We start from the raw sequence: 16,202 nt of genomic DNA, 5'->3' as shown, positions 1-16,202 counted from the left end.
TACTGGCACTTCGACACTGGCGAGAAGCGATCTATCCCTTCAGCACCAAACTGAGCTCAATTTTATTGATTTAATGCTCTAGTTCGTGTGTTTTGAGCAGCATGCATTTGCAACACGTGCAGCCACATGGCACAACTATGGCACTTAGTTGCGTTTCGATGATCCAAATGGGCGCACATTTTAAGCTTTGAATTGAGGACACAACATGAAACCACTGGTCATCAGCGCGGCACTTTTGTTTTCGTTGAGCACGCTGTGCGGCGTTGCCAACGCCGCCAAACTGGAAGACGTGGCGCCTTACCCTAAAGCCGAAGCCGGGTTCAGCCGACAAGTCATTCACCTGCCGACGCAGAAAAACGAAGACGACTACAAAGTCCAGATCATTGCGGGCAAGACCCTGCAAGTCGACTGCAACAAACAGCGGTTGGGTGGCAAGCTCGAAGAGAAAACCCTCAAGGGTTGGGGCTATCCGATGTACCGCCTGAACAAAGTCAGCGGCCCTGCCAGTACGATGATGGCTTGCCCTGAAGGCAAAACCCATGCTGAATTTGTCCCGGTCGTTGGCGATGGTTTCATGCTGCGCTACAACAGCAAGCTGCCGATCGTGGTGTATGTACCCAAGGACATTGAAGTGCGCTACCGCATTTGGTCCGCCTCCAAGCAAGTCAAACAAGCCGTCGTTGAGTAACGTTGTGATCGACCTGCGCCTTATGGCGCAGGTCCATCGACACGCTTGATACCTACTGCAGCCCGACTTTATACAAGGCGCCGTTGTCTTCATCAGTCAGTACATAGAGGTAACCGTCCGGCCCTTGGCGCACATCGCGAATACGTGATTTCAATTCGCCTAAGAGGCGCTCTTCATGCACTACTTTGTCGCCATCGAGCTGTAATCGGATCACGTCTTTATCGGCCAGCGCGCCAATAAACAGAGTGTGCTGCCACGGTTTGAAACGCGCGGCATCATAAAACGCCATGCCACTGATGCCTGGCGATTTCTCCCACACATGATGCGGTATGACCGTTCCCTCGACCGTTTGCCCCTGGGCTTCGGGAATCGGTTTTGAGGAATAATCAATGCCGTGGGTTGCCTGCGGCCAGCCATAGTTCTTGCCGCGCTCAATCAGGTTGATCTCGTCACCGCCTTGCGGCCCGTGTTCATGGGTCCACAGCGTTCCCGTCCACGGATTCAAGGCGGCGCCCTGCGGGTTACGGTGCCCAAACGACCAGATTTCGGGCCGCACATTCTTTTGCCCGACAAATGGATTGTCATCCGGCACTCGCCCGTCAGCAAAGATACGGACCACTTTGCCCTGCAGTTTGTCGAGGTCTTGCGCCGTTGGGCGTTGGTTGTTCTCACCCAAGGTAATGAACAAATAGCCATCACGATCAAACACTAACCGCGAGCCAAAGTGGTTGCCCGTCGATAGCTTGGGTTGCTGACGAAAGATCACTTCAAAGTTACTGAGTTTGGTCAGGTTATCGGACAAGCGTCCCCGCCCGACCGCAGTGCCCGCTTTGCCGTCCTCGCCACCGCCCTCGGCATAGGACACATACACCAACCGATCCTTTTGGAAATTCGGCGACAACACCACATCCAGTAAACCGCCCTGCCCCTTGCCCCACACCTGAGGCACGCCTGAAACCGGCGCCGACAATTTGCCCTCGGGGCTGACCACCCGCAGGTTGCCCCCACGCTCTGTTATGAGCATGCCTTGCTTATTCGGTAAAAAAGCCAAGGCCCAAGGATGATTGAGGCCCTGCACCACCGTTTCGGCACTGACCGTGCCCAATTCAGAGTCGAAGGTCTGCGGGTTAGCCAACACCATCGTGCTCAGCAATGAGGTGGCACAGAGGGTTGCCAGCAAGGTTTTTCTTAACATCAGTCATTCCTTGTTTGATTTAGCGTTTATCGCGTGGTTGCAACGACGGCGCGGTGGGTTTGAGTGTCGGTGGCGGTGTCGTGGGCCGTGAGTAACCATTGCGGATCTGGCCATTTTCGAGCGAGGGGGTCGGCTGTATAGGCAACGTCGAAGGCCCTCGAACCGGCGGCACACTCGATGTGGTGCCTTGGCGGCTGTTGGGGTTGATGCGCCTGATGGTGTTGTCGGTGGGCGCGCTGCCCGTGGTCAGGCTGTTCTGAGCCAGCACCTGAGTGTCGGGTTCAACCGGGGCAAACGCGTGGGCCGTCAGGGCGAAATTTGCACACACCACTAAAAGACCGTACTTGATGCATTTCATCACGCTCTCCTTGAGTGAGTTGCCCTTGAGAGTTGGATTACGTTTGAGTCGACAGGTTCGTTTTAAAACGTGCACAGCCAATGCGCACTCACCGATATGTGACGTGATGTAACTAAGCTCACCAATAAGCATCTAGTTTCCTATATGAACAAGCTGTCACTTCTGACAGCTTACGTGGGCATTCCGATATGTTTATAACCAGTCCTAATGTGAACCTCTGCCTGAGTGGCTAGCCGTAAGAGTCCTCTGCCCAAGGCATCAGATCAGGATGATCAACATGACCAAACGACATGCCTCTCAACTGTTTGCGCTCTCTGTGCTGAGCCTCGCCTTGCACAATGCGCAGGCCGCGTGCAACTTCACGCCTACCGCGGGCAACGACAGTTTTATTTGCGACAGCGGCAGCGCCCCATCTTTGATTGATTTACAGGGCGACAACAGCCTGACGTTGCCGGCCAACAGCACAGGTAGCATCATCGGGCCTGTCAGGTTCGGCGCGGGCGCGGACCGCATCACCGTTCATGGCGGCCTGATCTCCGGGGCAGTAAGCCAAGGCGACGGTATTGATGACTTTGTGATGACAGGCGGGCAAATTCAGTCGCTGGCCCAAGGCGATGGTCGCGATACTTTCCTGATGACCGGCGGCACCATCGTGGGTGCCTTTGAAGACGGTGATGTAGCGAAAATGACCGGCGGCAGCATTGGCCGGGTCGACATGAAGCTCGACAACAATATTTTCGATATGTCTGGAGGCCAAATCCTGGGCAACCTGGTCACCGGGTTTGGCAAAGATACAATCATCGTTTCGTCTGGCAGCATCGGCGGCAATATCAGCGTCAGCGGTGGCGATGATGACGTCACGATCAGCGGCGGCTCGGTGGGCGGCCAAATCCTCATGAGTTTCGGCAATGACACCTTCACCTGGCGCGATGGCGGCACGATCAAAGGCGCCGTGCTGATGGGCGACGGTAACGACAGAGCATTACTGGCCAACCTGACTGAAAGCATTGTGTCATCCACCCCGCGCGTCGATGGCGGGCCAGGCACCGACACGTTGACCTTTGAAACCAGCCGCCCTGAAACCGGTGCGCGCTATATCAATTGGGAAAACATCAACCTGGGTAAAGACACTCGCCTGACACTTAACGACACGCTGGTTCTCGGCGACAGCGTGAGCGGTACAGGCGTCCTCACTATTGATGCCAGCAGCCGTGTCAATGCGGGCCAAGGCGTCATTTCGCCTTTAATCAACGGGCAAAAAGTCAGCGTGAATAATGCGGGGCTCATTGACCTCACCGCCAGCGGCGCTTCGACAGCTGATCGGTTGACCATCGTGGGTAATTATCAGGGCGACGGCGCGCGGCTGAACCTAAACAGTGTTTTGGCCGCCGACGATGCGGCGTCGGACCGGTTGGTTGTATCGAGCGGTCAAATCAGTGGCCTGACCGCCATCAATGTGACCAACATCGGCGGGACCGGCGCCCTCACGACGCAGAACGGGATCCAAGTGGTTGAAGCCAATCAAGGTGCCACCAGTAACGCGGGGGCCTTCACCCTCGGCCAACCACTCTCGGCAGGCGCCTACCAGTACTACTTGTTTAAAGGTGGCGTTACGGCGGGCAGTGAAAACAGCTGGTTCTTGCGCTCAACGGTTGCCACCCCGCCAGCGGTAACGCCTGTACCGGGAGAACCCGCGCCTGTCACCCCCGTGCAACCGCCTCCGATAGCGGCGGTCGGTACGCCTGCTCTGCCCGTCGCCGCCCCAGGGCAAAGCATTGTGCTGTATCGCCAGGAAGTGCCGCTGTATGCCGTCGTGCCTCCGGTTGCGGCACTGCTGGCCCAGACCACACTAGGCACCTTTCACGAACGTCAGGGTGAACAGAGTTTGTTGACCGAAACCGGCGCGCTGCCGGGCGGATGGGTACGGGCTTTTGGCAGCTCGGTGCGTCAAAGCTGGTCAGGTACGGTGGCACCCAGCTTCGATGGCTCGATCAGTGGTTATCAGGTGGGCCACGATATCTACGGTTTTACACACGCCAATGGTTATCGGCAGCGCGTCGGGTTATTCATCAGCCATGCACGTCTGGACGGCGATGTGCGCGGATTTAATGTGGGTTTCGAAGACAACAAGGCCGGCGATGTGCGACTCGACGGCGATAGCTTGGGCGCTTACTGGACCCTGATCAGCCCGCAATCGGCTTACCTGGATATTGTTGCGATGGGCACGCGTTATGACGGTCGCAGCCGGTCAGAACGCGGCGTCAAGCTGGACCTGGACGGGCATGCCGCCAGCGTGTCCGCAGAAGCGGGCTATCCGGTCGCGCTGTCGACGCACTGGCACATTGAGCCTCAACTGCAACTCATAGGCCAGCGCGTCTCAATGGACACGGCCAATGACGGCATCTCTCGCGTTGGTTTTGACACTCAGGATTATTTGAAAGGTCGCGCCGGGGCACGCCTCAAAGGCGCCTATACCGTGGGCGATGTCCCTGTAGAACCTTACGTGCGCGCTAACGTATGGCGCAGTTTCGGGGGGCGGCACGCCACCCGTTTCGATGGGCAACAAGCGCTTAAGACCGATCACAGTGCCAGCACTATGGACATGGGCGCAGGCATTGTCGCTCACCTCAACCCCAGCATCAGCGTGTATGCCAGCACCGACTACAGCACCAACATCGACAGTCGCAATCAAGAGGCTATCAGTGGTTCGCTGGGTTTACGGATGAGTTGGTGATTCAACGTGTGCGTAGTCTTCGGGGCCAATTTCAATCACTGTCGATTGTTTGGCTTCGTCGAGCAGTGCCTGGCGACAGACTTGGTAGCAATCTTCGACGTGGTCGTTGCCGACCATCTTCATCACCCCAAAACTGATGGTGGCGGCCACGGCCTGCCCTACCAAGGGAATGAAACGGGTAATGGATTTGGTCGCGACCTTGACCCCCATCTTGCGCAACAAGGACATCACCAGGGTACGGCTGACGAACTTGCCAATAATCTCGCTGCCAATGCCCGAGGCAGCGACCACGATCAAGCGCTTGGAGCGGGTATCCAACTGCTCGATCTGTTGAGGCGTCAGTCCGAATTTGCTGTTAATGGCTGGCAACATCTCAACCAGCAAGGCCACATCCGTGCCGATGTCCAGTCCGGGGATCGGAACGGCGGCCGCCCCTGCGGAGACCGCAGAACGCCGGGTGACCATGGATTTGCACTCGTCCCGAATGCGATCAAGTTCGGCCAATGATCTGATTAACATGAAATTCCCCTGACAAATAAAGACATAACGCGAGCAGTCTACTACGGCCTGAAGCGGCCCAAACACGGCTGCAAGGATGTAGAGCGTCAGCAGACAGAGAAATTCAACGAAATATCAACCAGAGCGACAGGGTGGAAGGCTGCAAAGGGGCAAAAATGCCTGCACTCGCAACAAGTGCAGGCGTGGAACGTTAAACGTCTTTTTTGACTTTGGCCCACTCTTCTTTGAGTTTTTGCACGAAGCTGGCTTTTTTATCTTTCTCGCAGGCCGTCACCACCAGTGGCGTGATTTTTTCTACACCCGCCACGTCCAGCACCGCATCTTCAACTTTGCCAGACTTGTTCACCGCCTCGCCCAAACCCACTGCGGTAGGTCGAAAACTCTCATCTACGGCAAGAAAACTCTCACAGGTCCATGCAGAAACAGGCTGCTTGGCATCCGCGGCCTGAGCCAGTGTCGAGAGTGCAAACAAACCGGCAGCGCCGACTAAAACAATGTGCTTTTTCATCTGAACATTTCCCTATTATCAAAGATGGCAATGACGTCACTTGCGCCGCAAGAAACATAGTTGCGCAGGCGGCGACTGTCAAAAAGAAAAGCGCAATAACTCATAAAACCAAACATCCTACGTCGCAATAAGGGCTGAATGTTCAATGCCGTCGCGGCAGACTTAATAATCGACCGACCACATTAACGCCGCCCGGTGCCTGACACTGTCTGGCACCGGCCTGCGCATAGGTCAACCCGCCTTTAACCAGGCAAGTACGGGATTATTTAGATCCGCTTACTGCTGCGTAAGTATCACTTTCATGGCTTTTTCCTGGGCGGCATTACTAAAGACTTCATAGGCTTGAAGAATATCGCCCAGCGCAAAACGGTGAGTAATCAATTTGCCCGCATCGACTTTCCCGGACTGTACGGTCTTCATCAACATCGGAGTGGTATTTGTATTGACCAGCCCGGTGGAAATATTAATATTTTGAATCCACAACTTCTCAAGGTGCAGTTCCACACTTTTACCATGCACCCCGACATTAGCAATATTGCCGCCGGGCGCAATCACCGACTGGCAGGTATCAAACGATGCGGGAATACCGACGGCCTCGATCGCAACGTCTACGCCCACACCGCCGGTCAATTCAAAAATACGTTCAACCGCGTTTTCGGTCTTGATGTCGATGACGTGGGTCGCACCGAAACGTGTGGCCACCTCGAGCCGATTGCTGTCGCCGTCGACCATGATCAACTGGCCCGGGGAATAAAACTGCGCGGTTAACAGCGCGGCCATGCCCACTGGCCCTGCTCCGACAATCACCACGCTGTCCCCTGGCTTGACCTTGCCTGCGAGCACCCCAATTTCAAAGCCGGTCGGCAAGATGTCACTCAGCATCACCAGCGCTTGCTCATCGGCCCCCTCAGGGACAGGGTACAAGCTGTTATCTGCATGGGGGATGCGTACATATTCGGCCTGCGTACCGTCAATCATGTGACCGAGAATCCAGCCGCCGTCAGCGCAATGGGAATACATCTGGCGCCGGCAGTTTGGACAACTGCCGCAGGAAGTTACACAGGAAATCAGAACGTGGTCGCCGGGTTTGAAATTACGGATGGCTGGCCCCACGGCTTCTACTATCCCGACCCCTTCGTGGCCCAGTACCCGGCCCGGCGTGACCGCAGGCACGTCACCTTTGAGGATGTGCAGGTCGGTGCCGCAAATGGTGGTGTGCAGAATTCGCACAATGGCGTCGGTGGGCTTGTCGATAACGGGTTTGGGGATGTCGGCCCATGCTTTTTGACCGGGCCCCTGATAAGTGAGCGCTTTCATGGTGGCTTTCCTTTATCCGATTAGAAGTCTGTCGTGTCCGTCATCGCTTGCAGGATGACGGGCAGCTCAAAAGTCATGCGGTCCAGTAAAGCAGTCTTCGGTTTAAATGCCCTTGCCACAGGTCAAATAAGCGCCTTTGGCCCTGCGAGGCGTCACAGCCGGGGCGAAACCGAGTAGTCCGTTTCACCTCTGGCATCTGAACGCAGCTCGACTTTATAAGACTTGGACGTGCCACAACCTGTGACGTCCCAGGTTTCAGTGGCCCGGTCGACAGCCCCTGAGGGTTGCTGACTGATGGCGGCAATAGTCGTAGTGACGGTGTCAATAGAGCCGCATTGAGTCATGGCCGAGAACATTAACTTGACGCTTTTCATCACATCCTTGCGCAACACTGGGTCGGTGACCGATTGGCCCTTGAATTGAGGGTTGTGGGCGCAGCCCGACAATGCGGCAAACAAAAAAGCACAGCCCAAGACTGCAATGCGGTGTTTGATCTGCATGTTCACTCCTTGAAACGGCTCCATGCCGCGGGGCAAGCAATAGCACACATCGGCATCAAAGTGCCTGCATGCTGAACTTTTAGATCAGGCGCAAGCTCTGAATTGGCCATCGCGTCAAACCACAGAGGTCATCATGCAGCCCTTGGCTCTCAGTCAGATCACTACGTCCCCGCTTACTCTGGAACAAGACTTGCTGCTCTGCCTGAGATTGGGTTGCGCGCTGGAAATTGCTGAAAAGAAACTGTCTGACGATTCAGGACGCGCGCGCGAACAGCTGGAGCAGATCAAGGAAAGTGGCGTACGCATTACCTCAATACAGCCACGTACATTGACCATTTTTCCGTCTGCCTCGGCGCCCCAGCCGAGCAACCCCCAGGTCCGGCTTGAGCAATTGATGATGTCAGTGGAGCGCTTCAGTTCCTTTTGGCCAGGGCTGCCCCTGATCACCAACACCGGTGCTGACAGCAACGGCAATGAAGCCCGGGTGTGGGACGGTTGCGTTGAGCATTATCAAACATTGGCCGTGCATGCCGAGCGCCAAGGCATGCGTATCGCGCTCGAAGCACTGGGTCCGTCGTTGATGAACCGTAACTCGGTGCTGTTCACCTTCAGTCAGGCACACGCGATGGCAAATGCGGTCGACCACCCGCACTTCGGCCTTTGCCTGGACTTGTACAACAGTTGGCAGGATGCAGCACTGCTTACGAGCATCAGCGCGCACAAGCTGTTTATTGTGCAGTTGGCTGACTGGCGCAGACCTCGTTCATTGCATGATCGTCGCGCGCTGGGTGACGGGGAAATCCCCTTTAGAGACCTGCTGGGCGCACTGGCAGCGAGCGGTTACGCCGGTGATTATGTGCTGGAGATTTTTTCTGAATCGGTTGACGACTCGCTGTGGCAAGACGCCCCCACCCTCATCCAGGCCGTTGAGCACAGCATCGCGGCGTTCAATGAGTGGTCACTGCATGGGCAATGTCGCATCGGCTGATGCTTTAAGAATCATCTGATTCTTTGTCCGCTTGTCCTTGCGCACACTGGGTTCAAAAGAGGCTGGTATTTTTTACTGGCATCCCGATTTGTAACAACTTTATACTTAGCAAGCTAATCATCTAGTCCAAGACTCTTCCTACGCGAGACCCCCACGCATGACTGCAAAAAAGCGCGCGCGCGCTTCCACATTTATTTCCATTGGATTGGGCATTGTCATTGCCTTGCTCGGCATTGCACTGGCAGCCGGAGGCATCCAATTGGTGACACTGGGCGGCTCCTGGTATTTCCTCTGCGCCGGTGCCGCCATGTTTGTATCCGGCGGCCTGATTGCTTTGCGCAAACCCGTCGGCGCCTGGCTGTATGGCCTGTTTCTTGTGGCTAGCCTGGTATGGGCGGTGGCTGATGCAGGCTTGCACTTCTGGCCCCTGTTTTCGCGCCTGTTCATGTTCAGTGCCATCGGCCTTGTCGTGTTGCTGATCTATCCGCAGCTAATCCGCGCTGCCGGGCGCACACCCGGTCACCGCGCTTATGCAATCGCCGGGGCACTGGCTGTATTGCTGGTGGTGGCTGCTGGCAATATGTTCGTCGCGCATCCAAGTGTTTCCCCGACCGGCAATGGCCCAGGGTTGACTGCAGTCGATCCTGGCCACGAGCAGAAGGATTGGAGCCACTACGGTAATACCGAAGGTGGCAGCCGCTTCGCGGCGCTGGACCAAATCAACCGTGACAACGTTAATCAACTTAAAGTGGCGTGGACCTATCACACCGGTGACGTGGCCATCAGCGACGGTAACGGTGCAGAAGACCAACTGACGCCCCTGCAAGTGGGCAACAAAGTGTTTATCTGCACGCCTCACAACAACCTGATCGCACTCGATGCCGACACGGGTAAAGAATTGTGGAAAAACCAGATCAACGCTCAATCAGCGGTGTGGCAACGTTGCCGCGGCATGGCCTACTTCGATGCCACCGCACCGATCGCCCAGCCGACACAAGCCAACAGCTCGCCGATTATGGCTGCCACCGTACCGGCCGGGTCCAACTGCCAGCGTCGCTTACTGACCAACACCATTGATGCGCGCCTGATTGCTGTTGACGCCGACACCGGCGAATTCTGCCAAGGCTTTGGCAACAAGGGTCAGGTGGATCTCAAAGCCGGTCTGGGCAACGTGCCAGACTCGTATTACCAATTGTCTTCCGCGCCGCTGATGGCCGGTACGACCGTGGTAGTGGGCGGTCGGGTCGCTGACAACGTTCAGACCGACATGCCGGGTGGTGTGATTCGCGGCTTTGACGTCATCAGCGGGAACATGCGCTGGGCGTTCGATCCGGGCAACCCTGATGACAAGCAGGCACCCGCTTCGGGCAGCACCTATGTGCGCAGCACGCCGAACAGCTGGGCACCGATGTCCTACGATCCACAGATGAACACGCTGTTTCTGCCAATGGGCAGCTCGTCTACTGATATCTATGGGGTTGAACGCACCGCACTGAACCACAAATACGGTGCTTCGATCCTGGCGCTGGACGCGACGACAGGCGATGAGAAGTGGGTCTACCAGACGGTGCATAACGACCTCTGGGATTTTGACCTGCCTATGCAGCCCAGCCTGATTGATTTCGATAGAGCCGACGGCAGCACAGTACCTGCTGTGGTAATCGGCACCAAAGCGGGCCAGATCTACGTCCTTGATCGCAAGACCGGCCAGCCATTGACCGACGTCAAAGAAGTCCCGGTCAAGGCCGCCGACATCCCGAACGAGCCATACTCCCCTACCCAGCCTTTGTCCGTGGGTATGCCGCAAATCGGCGCACAACACCTGACTGAATCCGACATGTGGGGGGCTACACCGTTTGACCAATTGCTGTGCCGCATCGACTTCAAAAAAATGCGCTACGACGGTCTGTACACAGCGCCGGGCACCGATGTGTCGCTGAGTTTTCCTGGCTCATTGGGCGGCATGAACTGGGGCAGTATCTCGACAGACCCGGTTCACGGTTTCATTTTCATCAACGACATGCGTCTGGGTTTGTGGAGCCAAATGGTTCCACAGGCAAAAGATGCCAAAGCTTCTAGCGGCGGTGAAGCGCTTAACACCGGCATGGGCGCAGTGCCGCTCAAAGGCACGCCGTATGCGGTCAATAAAAACCGTTTCTTGTCCGTCGCGGGCATTCCATGCCAGGCACCGCCTTTTGGCACCCTGACCGCCATTGACATGAAAACGCAAAAGATCGCGTGGCAAGTGCCGGTCGGCACTGTTGAAGACACGGGGCCGATGGGCATCCGCATGCACTTGCCGATTCCTGTGGGTCTACCCACGCTGGGCGGCACCCTCTCGACTCAGGGCGGGCTGATTTTCATCGCGGGCACACAGGACTTCTACCTGCGGGCATTCAACAGCGGCAACGGTGATGAAATCTGGAAAGCACGCCTGCCCGTCGGCAGCCAAGGCGGCCCGATGACCTATGTTTCGCCGAAAACCGGCAAGCAGTACATCGTCATCACGGCTGGCGGTGCCCGACAGTCACCTGATCGTGGTGACTACGTCATGGCCTACGCATTGCCATAAGCCTCGGTTTGTTCCTCCACGCGGCGTCTTCGGGCGCCGCGTTCTGTTTAAGTGTTAGAAGGTTTTACATGAAGCACTCATTCTGCTCCCTTCCCCACCGCGCTCCGTTGATACCAGGTCTTCTGGTCGGACTCGCCTGCGCCATGACTCAATCTGCGTTTGCAGATGTGCCTGATAACGATACGGATGTGTTCTCACGCAAAACCCTCATCGGCAATTGGGGCGGCCTGCGTCATCAACTGGAAGATGACGGGCTCAAGTTCACTGGCGATTACACCGGCGAAACCGCCTATAACCTGCACGGCGGACTGCACCGCTCGGCCCGTTACTCGCAAAACATCAAGTTGGGCGTGCAGTTTGACCTCTCAAAACTGTATGGGCTGGACAACGCGGGCAAGGTGCAACTCACCCTCAATGACCGAAGAGGTAACAGCGCATCCGAAGACTTGGTAGGTAACCGCCTCCCCATCCAGGAAAACTACGGCGGGCTCTACACCCGTCTCACCGAGCTGAGCTACGAGCGCAGCCTGTTTACCCCGGCCCTGAACGTCAAGCTCGGCTACATGGCAATGGGCAATGACATCGGCGGCCTGGACAGCGGCATCCTGTGCAACTTCATGAACGCAGGTTTTTGCGGCCATCCGCTGAACATGTCAGGCGGCAGTGGCTGGACCAACTACCCCAATGCGCATCTGGGCGTTCGCATCAAATACGACCTCTCGCCCTCTTGGCAACTGCGAGTGGCGGCCTTCAACGTCGACCCAACCAGCAACGGCAACTCCAGCCGAGCCTGGCACGTGGGCCCCAAGCACACCACTGGCACTGTGGTGCCAATTGAGTTGGTGTACAAACAACAAAGCGATCTGCCTGGCGAATACAAACTGGGGTATTACTACGACAGCTCCGATGCCAAACGCATTGGCAGTGATAAAGAGGTAGCCGGCCGGGGTGGACACTACTTGCTGGTCGATCAGGCGGTGTGGAACTCAACCACTTCCAAAGGTCGCAGCGTGCATGTGTTTGGGCAGTATTCGGCAGCGAGCAGTGCTGCATCACCGTTTACCAAGTGGTGTGGCGTGGGTATGGTGCTGAACAAGCCATTCGCGGCACGCCCGCACGACACCTTTGGCATCGGCTATGGTCGCGCAGTGCCCAACCCGCGCAGCCGCGACGTTCTGGAAAATGCTGCAATAGCCCACGGTGAGTTTGTACCCAACCTTGACTCGGGCGAACAATTGCTGGAAATCAGCTACGGCTATCAGGCTACACCCTGGCTGTTATTACGCCCGGATCTGCAATACATCATCGAGCCCGGTGCTTTCTCTGGCGAACAGATTCAAAACGCACTGGTGATGGGGCTGCAAGCAAAAGCAACGTTTTAAACAACAGCCAAGCGCGCCTGCGGGGGTGCCTGACGTCATGCCAGGCGCCACTGATAATGAGCAAGCATTCAAGCGGGTTGATTGCGACACAATTCGCTGCCGTCTTTGAGTGTGACGCACAATTCCCCACGCCAGAACTCTGCCAAAAACACTTCGTCGCGTTCAACACCCAACTCACTGAGTTCTGCAAACAGCCACTCGGCATCGTGCCCGATCGACTCCAACTGCGCGATTCGCGCCTCTGCGTTGTACATCACAACCACCGAGGGCATGTCTTTTTCATCGCAAATGATGGTCAGTTCACCGCCCGGTTCGATCTGCGCGTAATAAACCTGCTGAAAAGCGAGCCCGCCCTGAGCATGTAACTGAGAAGCCACCCGCAAGATATCAATCTTGTGTTTATTGCTAACCAGATTCTCAACCAAAAACTTGCCATCTTTAATGATCGGGATAGGGCTGCCAATGGCGAACCCGCGCAACACCTGAATATGTTTCGTTGCCGCGTTCAGCAAATAAATCAACAGCACACCCAGTAAGAGCACGGTCAGATATTGCCGAAAGGGGATCGTATCGCTGTAGATGACCCCACCGATGATACCGCCCAATATAAAGTTGCCGATCAGATCGATAGCGGTCATCTGAGACAGTTGCGTACGCCCCGACAGATACATATGGGTCGCAATGATCACAAACCCCGCGACAAATTTTGCCAATACCCACGCGTAATATTCCAAAGAAATACCCTCTGCCCTGCCTGTTCATCGAACCTATCGGCGCAGCCTGGATTATCAAGCTGACATTCGCGCGCTGCGGGCACAAAGCTAGCATGGTGTATGAAAAAAGACGTGTGCGAGATCGAAAAACCTTGACCTGGCTGACAGCCGCAATCCAGCTCAGTAAATGCCAGTTGCATAAGAGGATAAACCGCGCCGAATTTAGCAATCACTTCACTTGATGCGCCACGCAAATTTGCTACCGTTGTCCGGGTTGCTGGCTAGGGAGGGGGAATGATGGATGAGCATGAATGGATCGACTCTTATGAAATTAAACGACTCAGGCGCGTCGCCCAGCTGTGCCCGCCTCACGAAGCACAAGATGAAGCATTCGACAAAATAGTCGCGATGACATCTGCCTACTTCGATGCCCCCATTGCGTTGATCTCGATTGTCGAAGAACATCGCCAATGGTTTAAAGCGCATGTTGGACTTGACCGGCATGAAACGCCCAGAGACCAGTCATTTTGTGCGCACACCCTGACCGAGAACGGGCTGTTCGAGGTGCTTGACGCCACCCAAGACCCACGCTTCAAAGATAACGATCTCGTCGTAAGCAGCCCTAACATTCGTTATTACGCCAGCGCCCCGTTGATAACCTCTGATGGTTTCAACTTGGGCAGTCTTTGCATTATTGATACTCGGCCACGCCCGCCCATGAGCGAGCGGGCCGCCAGCATGCTCATGGATTTTGCTGAACTGACGATGCTGCGGATTTCGGGCGTGCGTTCGCGCAATTTTGTGGACCAACCTACGGGATTATTCAATAGACTTCGCTTCGAAGAAGACATTCGGCAAATCCTCTCCAACGATAAAACGTGCCACGTCTATTCAGTGGACGTGATCACGCCCCAGTTTCTCAATGATGTCGTCAAAGCCCTTGGGTACAATTTCGCCAACGACCTGGTGCTTGCCATCAAGGCTCGCTTGCAAGCGCTGCTTGCTCCCGGTTGCTTGCTCTATAAAGTGAGTCCCACGCGTTTTGGTTTTATTCTTTCAGAGCAGACGTCAATTGACACAGTGTGCCAAACAATCATTGAGGGTTTTAAAGCGCCTGTTGAATGCCGGAACATCCCTGTTCCATTGCAAATCGGGGTTGGCGTTCTCCCCATCGTCGATGCGGCTCAGAAAGACCAGGACTGGTTACGTCTGGTCGTGAGTGCCGCTGATTTTGCCAGAGACCAACATTCAGGATGGTCCCTCTACGAGCCTAAACTTGATGCCGCACAGCGCCGGGCTTTTATGCTCTTGAGTTCACTCCCGCAAGCGCTGTGCAGTGATAACCAGTTCAGTCTGGTGTATCACCCGAAGGTGAAACTGCCGGGTTGGTCCTGTGAAAGCGTTGAAGCACTGCTACGTTGGAATCACCCGATACTGGGAGCTGTCAGCCCAGCGGAGTTTATTCCACTGGCTGAAACAACAGCGTTGATGCAGTCGATCACTTTCTGGGTGTTAGAGGCCCTGGTTAAACAGGCTCGTGCGTGGGCTGACCAAGGCTTGGCACTGCGAATTGCAATGAACGTCACTGTCAGTGATTTCAAGGACTCCCGTCTTGTCGACAAAATACAACAGCTCATCAACAACCAGCGCCTAAACCCTCAAGCCATAGAACTTGAATTGACTGAAAGCATGCTTATATCCAAGCCGGGGTCAGTTGTGCGTGAGCTGATACGTGCCAGAAACCTTGGGGTAAAAATTGCCATTGATGACTTCGGTACGGGCTATAGCAATTGGGCTTACCTGCGACAACTTCCGGCACAGACAGTAAAACTCGACCAATCGCTTATATCCACACTCCAAAACAGCACGCAAGACAGACGTTTGGTGAAAACATTAATCGAGCTGGCCAAAGGACTGAATTACCAAGTGGTGGCCGAGGGTGTTGAAAACGAAGCAATATTGAGCCTCATCACTGAGTGGGGATGCTCGGAGGCTCAGGGGTTCTTGATAACCCAGCCACTGGATGCCCATGCACTTATGACGTGGTTTAGAGAGGGTGGATTTAAGCATTGAGGCGTGATTTGATGACCCGACATCATATTCCGTACATTGCCAATGGTACTTCGCTGCCTGTTCTGCTGTCAGGTGGCTATGCCAATGATATCGCCGAGTGTGTCGCCGTCCCGGCCGAATGAAGTGAAGCCGCAACCCAGTTCGCGCTGTTTGCGCGCCCGTTCGTTGTGTGTAGTTTTAAAGCGCACCAGACGGTCGAACAGATCCCAGCGCATTTGGCTTTGTTGGCCGTTGTGCCAGCAGTGAATATCAATCCGTACCGGCTGAGTTTTTAAAGAACGGTGTAGCGGTTCAACGGTTGACTGCGCCTTTCGGGCCACTGGCAATCAGTGCGGCACCACAGGCTGTTTTCATTCCGTCGAGTGCAACGGCAATGCCGTCAACGGAGTAAGTCGCGCTGCCCTCGGCAATGGGAAAAACCCCTTTGCACAACGGGCAACTGTCGTTGTGACCAACACCGGCAATCGATTTACCGTTGACGTCAGTCCGGGGGAAAGTTTCAAGCACGACACCACCATGGGTTGTGGCGTCGCCTAGGCGGATGATGTCTTTCATAGGGTAAGTCTGTGTATTACGTAATTGTATAGCGTGAACAAAATTGAAAGTAATGAATTAAATATAATCTGCAATCACAAGAACATGATTAGTTTGTGAT

The 16,202-nt window shown here is 55.4% G+C and carries 14 protein-coding genes; 6 read left to right on the top strand and 8 right to left on the bottom strand.

Translation table 11 applies throughout. The features are described 5' to 3' along the window. Positions 1–205: 205 nt before the first annotated feature. The gene (gene eco, locus TU86_RS13270) at positions 206–688 is read left to right on the top strand and encodes a serine protease inhibitor ecotin (RefSeq protein ID WP_048364783.1); all 483 of its coding nucleotides are present in this window, start codon (positions 206–208) and stop codon (positions 686–688) included. A gap of 52 nt (positions 689–740) precedes the next feature. Here the strand turns inward: eco and TU86_RS13265 are convergent, their stop codons facing one another. Further along, positions 741–1,883 (bottom strand): PQQ-dependent sugar dehydrogenase, encoded by a 1,143-nt coding sequence (locus TU86_RS13265; RefSeq protein ID WP_048364782.1) that lies wholly within the window; start codon positions 1,881–1,883, stop codon positions 741–743. Between the two features lie 19 nt (positions 1,884–1,902). After that, positions 1,903–2,241, bottom strand: coding sequence for a hypothetical protein (locus TU86_RS13260; RefSeq protein WP_048364781.1), 339 nt, complete (start codon positions 2,239–2,241; stop codon positions 1,903–1,905). A 277-nt stretch (positions 2,242–2,518) separates the two neighbouring features. Between TU86_RS13260 and TU86_RS13255 the strand changes: the two genes are divergently transcribed. Continuing rightward, on the top strand, positions 2,519–4,975 hold the full coding sequence (locus tag TU86_RS13255; RefSeq protein ID WP_048365092.1) for an autotransporter family protein: 2,457 nt from the start codon (positions 2,519–2,521) through the stop codon (positions 4,973–4,975). Here the strand turns inward: TU86_RS13255 and TU86_RS13250 are convergent. The 4 genes from TU86_RS13250 to TU86_RS13235 all read right to left on the bottom strand — a co-directional run bounded on the left by TU86_RS13250 (position 4,958) and on the right by TU86_RS13235 (position 7,819). Continuing rightward, positions 4,958–5,494 carry a hypothetical protein gene (locus TU86_RS13250; protein WP_048364780.1) on the bottom strand — a complete coding sequence of 179 codons (537 nt, stop codon included), beginning with the start codon at positions 5,492–5,494 and terminating at the stop codon, positions 4,958–4,960. The genes TU86_RS13255 and TU86_RS13250 overlap by 18 nt on opposite strands. 190 nt (positions 5,495–5,684) lie before the next feature. Further along, the gene (gene hdeA, locus TU86_RS13245) at positions 5,685–6,002 is read right to left on the bottom strand and encodes an acid-activated periplasmic chaperone HdeA (protein ID WP_048364779.1); all 318 of its coding nucleotides are present in this window, start codon (positions 6,000–6,002) and stop codon (positions 5,685–5,687) included. Positions 6,003–6,278: 276 nt separating this feature from the next. Next, a complete protein-coding gene (locus tag TU86_RS13240) occupies positions 6,279–7,319 on the bottom strand; it encodes a zinc-dependent alcohol dehydrogenase family protein (RefSeq protein ID WP_048364778.1) in 1,041 nt (346 codons plus the stop codon). 152 nt (positions 7,320–7,471) lie between these two features. Further along, positions 7,472–7,819, bottom strand: a complete 348-nt coding sequence (locus tag TU86_RS13235) for a hypothetical protein (protein ID WP_048364777.1) — start codon at positions 7,817–7,819, stop codon at positions 7,472–7,474. Between the two features lie 133 nt (positions 7,820–7,952). Between TU86_RS13235 and TU86_RS13230 the strand changes: the two genes are divergently transcribed. The 3 genes from TU86_RS13230 to TU86_RS13220 all read left to right on the top strand — a co-directional run bounded on the left by TU86_RS13230 (position 7,953) and on the right by TU86_RS13220 (position 12,761). Continuing rightward, a complete protein-coding gene (locus TU86_RS13230) occupies positions 7,953–8,807 on the top strand; it encodes a sugar phosphate isomerase/epimerase family protein (RefSeq protein ID WP_048364776.1) in 855 nt (284 codons plus the stop codon). A 157-nt stretch (positions 8,808–8,964) separates the two neighbouring features. Then, the gene (locus tag TU86_RS13225) at positions 8,965–11,379 is read left to right on the top strand and encodes a glucose/quinate/shikimate family membrane-bound PQQ-dependent dehydrogenase (RefSeq protein WP_048364775.1); all 2,415 of its coding nucleotides are present in this window, start codon (positions 8,965–8,967) and stop codon (positions 11,377–11,379) included. A gap of 68 nt (positions 11,380–11,447) precedes the next feature. After that, the gene (locus TU86_RS13220; protein WP_048364774.1) at positions 11,448–12,761 is read left to right on the top strand and encodes a carbohydrate porin; all 1,314 of its coding nucleotides are present in this window, start codon (positions 11,448–11,450) and stop codon (positions 12,759–12,761) included. 68 nt (positions 12,762–12,829) lie between these two features. Here the strand turns inward: TU86_RS13220 and TU86_RS13215 are convergent, their stop codons facing one another. Next, the gene (locus TU86_RS13215) at positions 12,830–13,495 is read right to left on the bottom strand and encodes a DUF421 domain-containing protein (RefSeq protein WP_048364773.1); all 666 of its coding nucleotides are present in this window, start codon (positions 13,493–13,495) and stop codon (positions 12,830–12,832) included. 276 nt (positions 13,496–13,771) lie between these two features. Here TU86_RS13215 and TU86_RS13210 point away from each other — a divergent pair, with 276 nt between their 5' ends. Beyond that, on the top strand, positions 13,772–15,547 hold the full coding sequence (locus tag TU86_RS13210) for a sensor domain-containing phosphodiesterase (RefSeq protein ID WP_048365091.1): 1,776 nt from the start codon (positions 13,772–13,774) through the stop codon (positions 15,545–15,547). A 291-nt stretch (positions 15,548–15,838) separates the two neighbouring features. Here TU86_RS13210 and TU86_RS13205 read toward each other — a convergent pair whose 3' ends face one another. Then, positions 15,839–16,102, bottom strand: a complete 264-nt coding sequence (locus tag TU86_RS13205) for a PAAR domain-containing protein (RefSeq protein ID WP_048364772.1) — start codon at positions 16,100–16,102, stop codon at positions 15,839–15,841. Positions 16,103–16,202: the final 100 nt, after the last annotated feature.

Origin of the sequence: Pseudomonas weihenstephanensis (assembly GCF_001043055.1) — a bacterium.
In the GTDB taxonomy this organism is placed as follows: Bacteria; Pseudomonadota; Gammaproteobacteria; order Pseudomonadales; family Pseudomonadaceae; genus Aquipseudomonas; species Aquipseudomonas weihenstephanensis.
Note: the sequence above shows the minus strand (reverse complement) of the source record. Positions and strands in the feature narration are given on the sequence as shown.

Coding starts and splice junctions, on each gene's coding strand:
- TU86_RS13210 (WP_048365091.1), top strand. CDS start 13,772: ATGGATGAGCATGAATGGATCGACTCTTATGAAATTAAACGACTCAGG.
- TU86_RS13230 (WP_048364776.1), top strand. CDS start 7,953: ATGCAGCCCTTGGCTCTCAGTCAGATCACTACGTCCCCGCTTACTCTG.
- TU86_RS13220 (WP_048364774.1), top strand. CDS start 11,448: ATGAAGCACTCATTCTGCTCCCTTCCCCACCGCGCTCCGTTGATACCA.
- TU86_RS13240 (WP_048364778.1), bottom strand. CDS start 7,319: ATGAAAGCGCTCACTTATCAGGGGCCCGGTCAAAAAGCATGGGCCGAC.
- eco (WP_048364783.1), top strand. CDS start 206: ATGAAACCACTGGTCATCAGCGCGGCACTTTTGTTTTCGTTGAGCACG.
- TU86_RS13205 (WP_048364772.1), bottom strand. CDS start 16,102: ATGAAAGACATCATCCGCCTAGGCGACGCCACAACCCATGGTGGTGTC.
- TU86_RS13255 (WP_048365092.1), top strand. CDS start 2,519: ATGACCAAACGACATGCCTCTCAACTGTTTGCGCTCTCTGTGCTGAGC.
- hdeA (WP_048364779.1), bottom strand. CDS start 6,002: ATGAAAAAGCACATTGTTTTAGTCGGCGCTGCCGGTTTGTTTGCACTC.
- TU86_RS13265 (WP_048364782.1), bottom strand. CDS start 1,883: ATGTTAAGAAAAACCTTGCTGGCAACCCTCTGTGCCACCTCATTGCTG.
- TU86_RS13235 (WP_048364777.1), bottom strand. CDS start 7,819: ATGCAGATCAAACACCGCATTGCAGTCTTGGGCTGTGCTTTTTTGTTT.
- TU86_RS13260 (WP_048364781.1), bottom strand. CDS start 2,241: ATGAAATGCATCAAGTACGGTCTTTTAGTGGTGTGTGCAAATTTCGCC.
- TU86_RS13225 (WP_048364775.1), top strand. CDS start 8,965: ATGACTGCAAAAAAGCGCGCGCGCGCTTCCACATTTATTTCCATTGGA.
- TU86_RS13250 (WP_048364780.1), bottom strand. CDS start 5,494: ATGTTAATCAGATCATTGGCCGAACTTGATCGCATTCGGGACGAGTGC.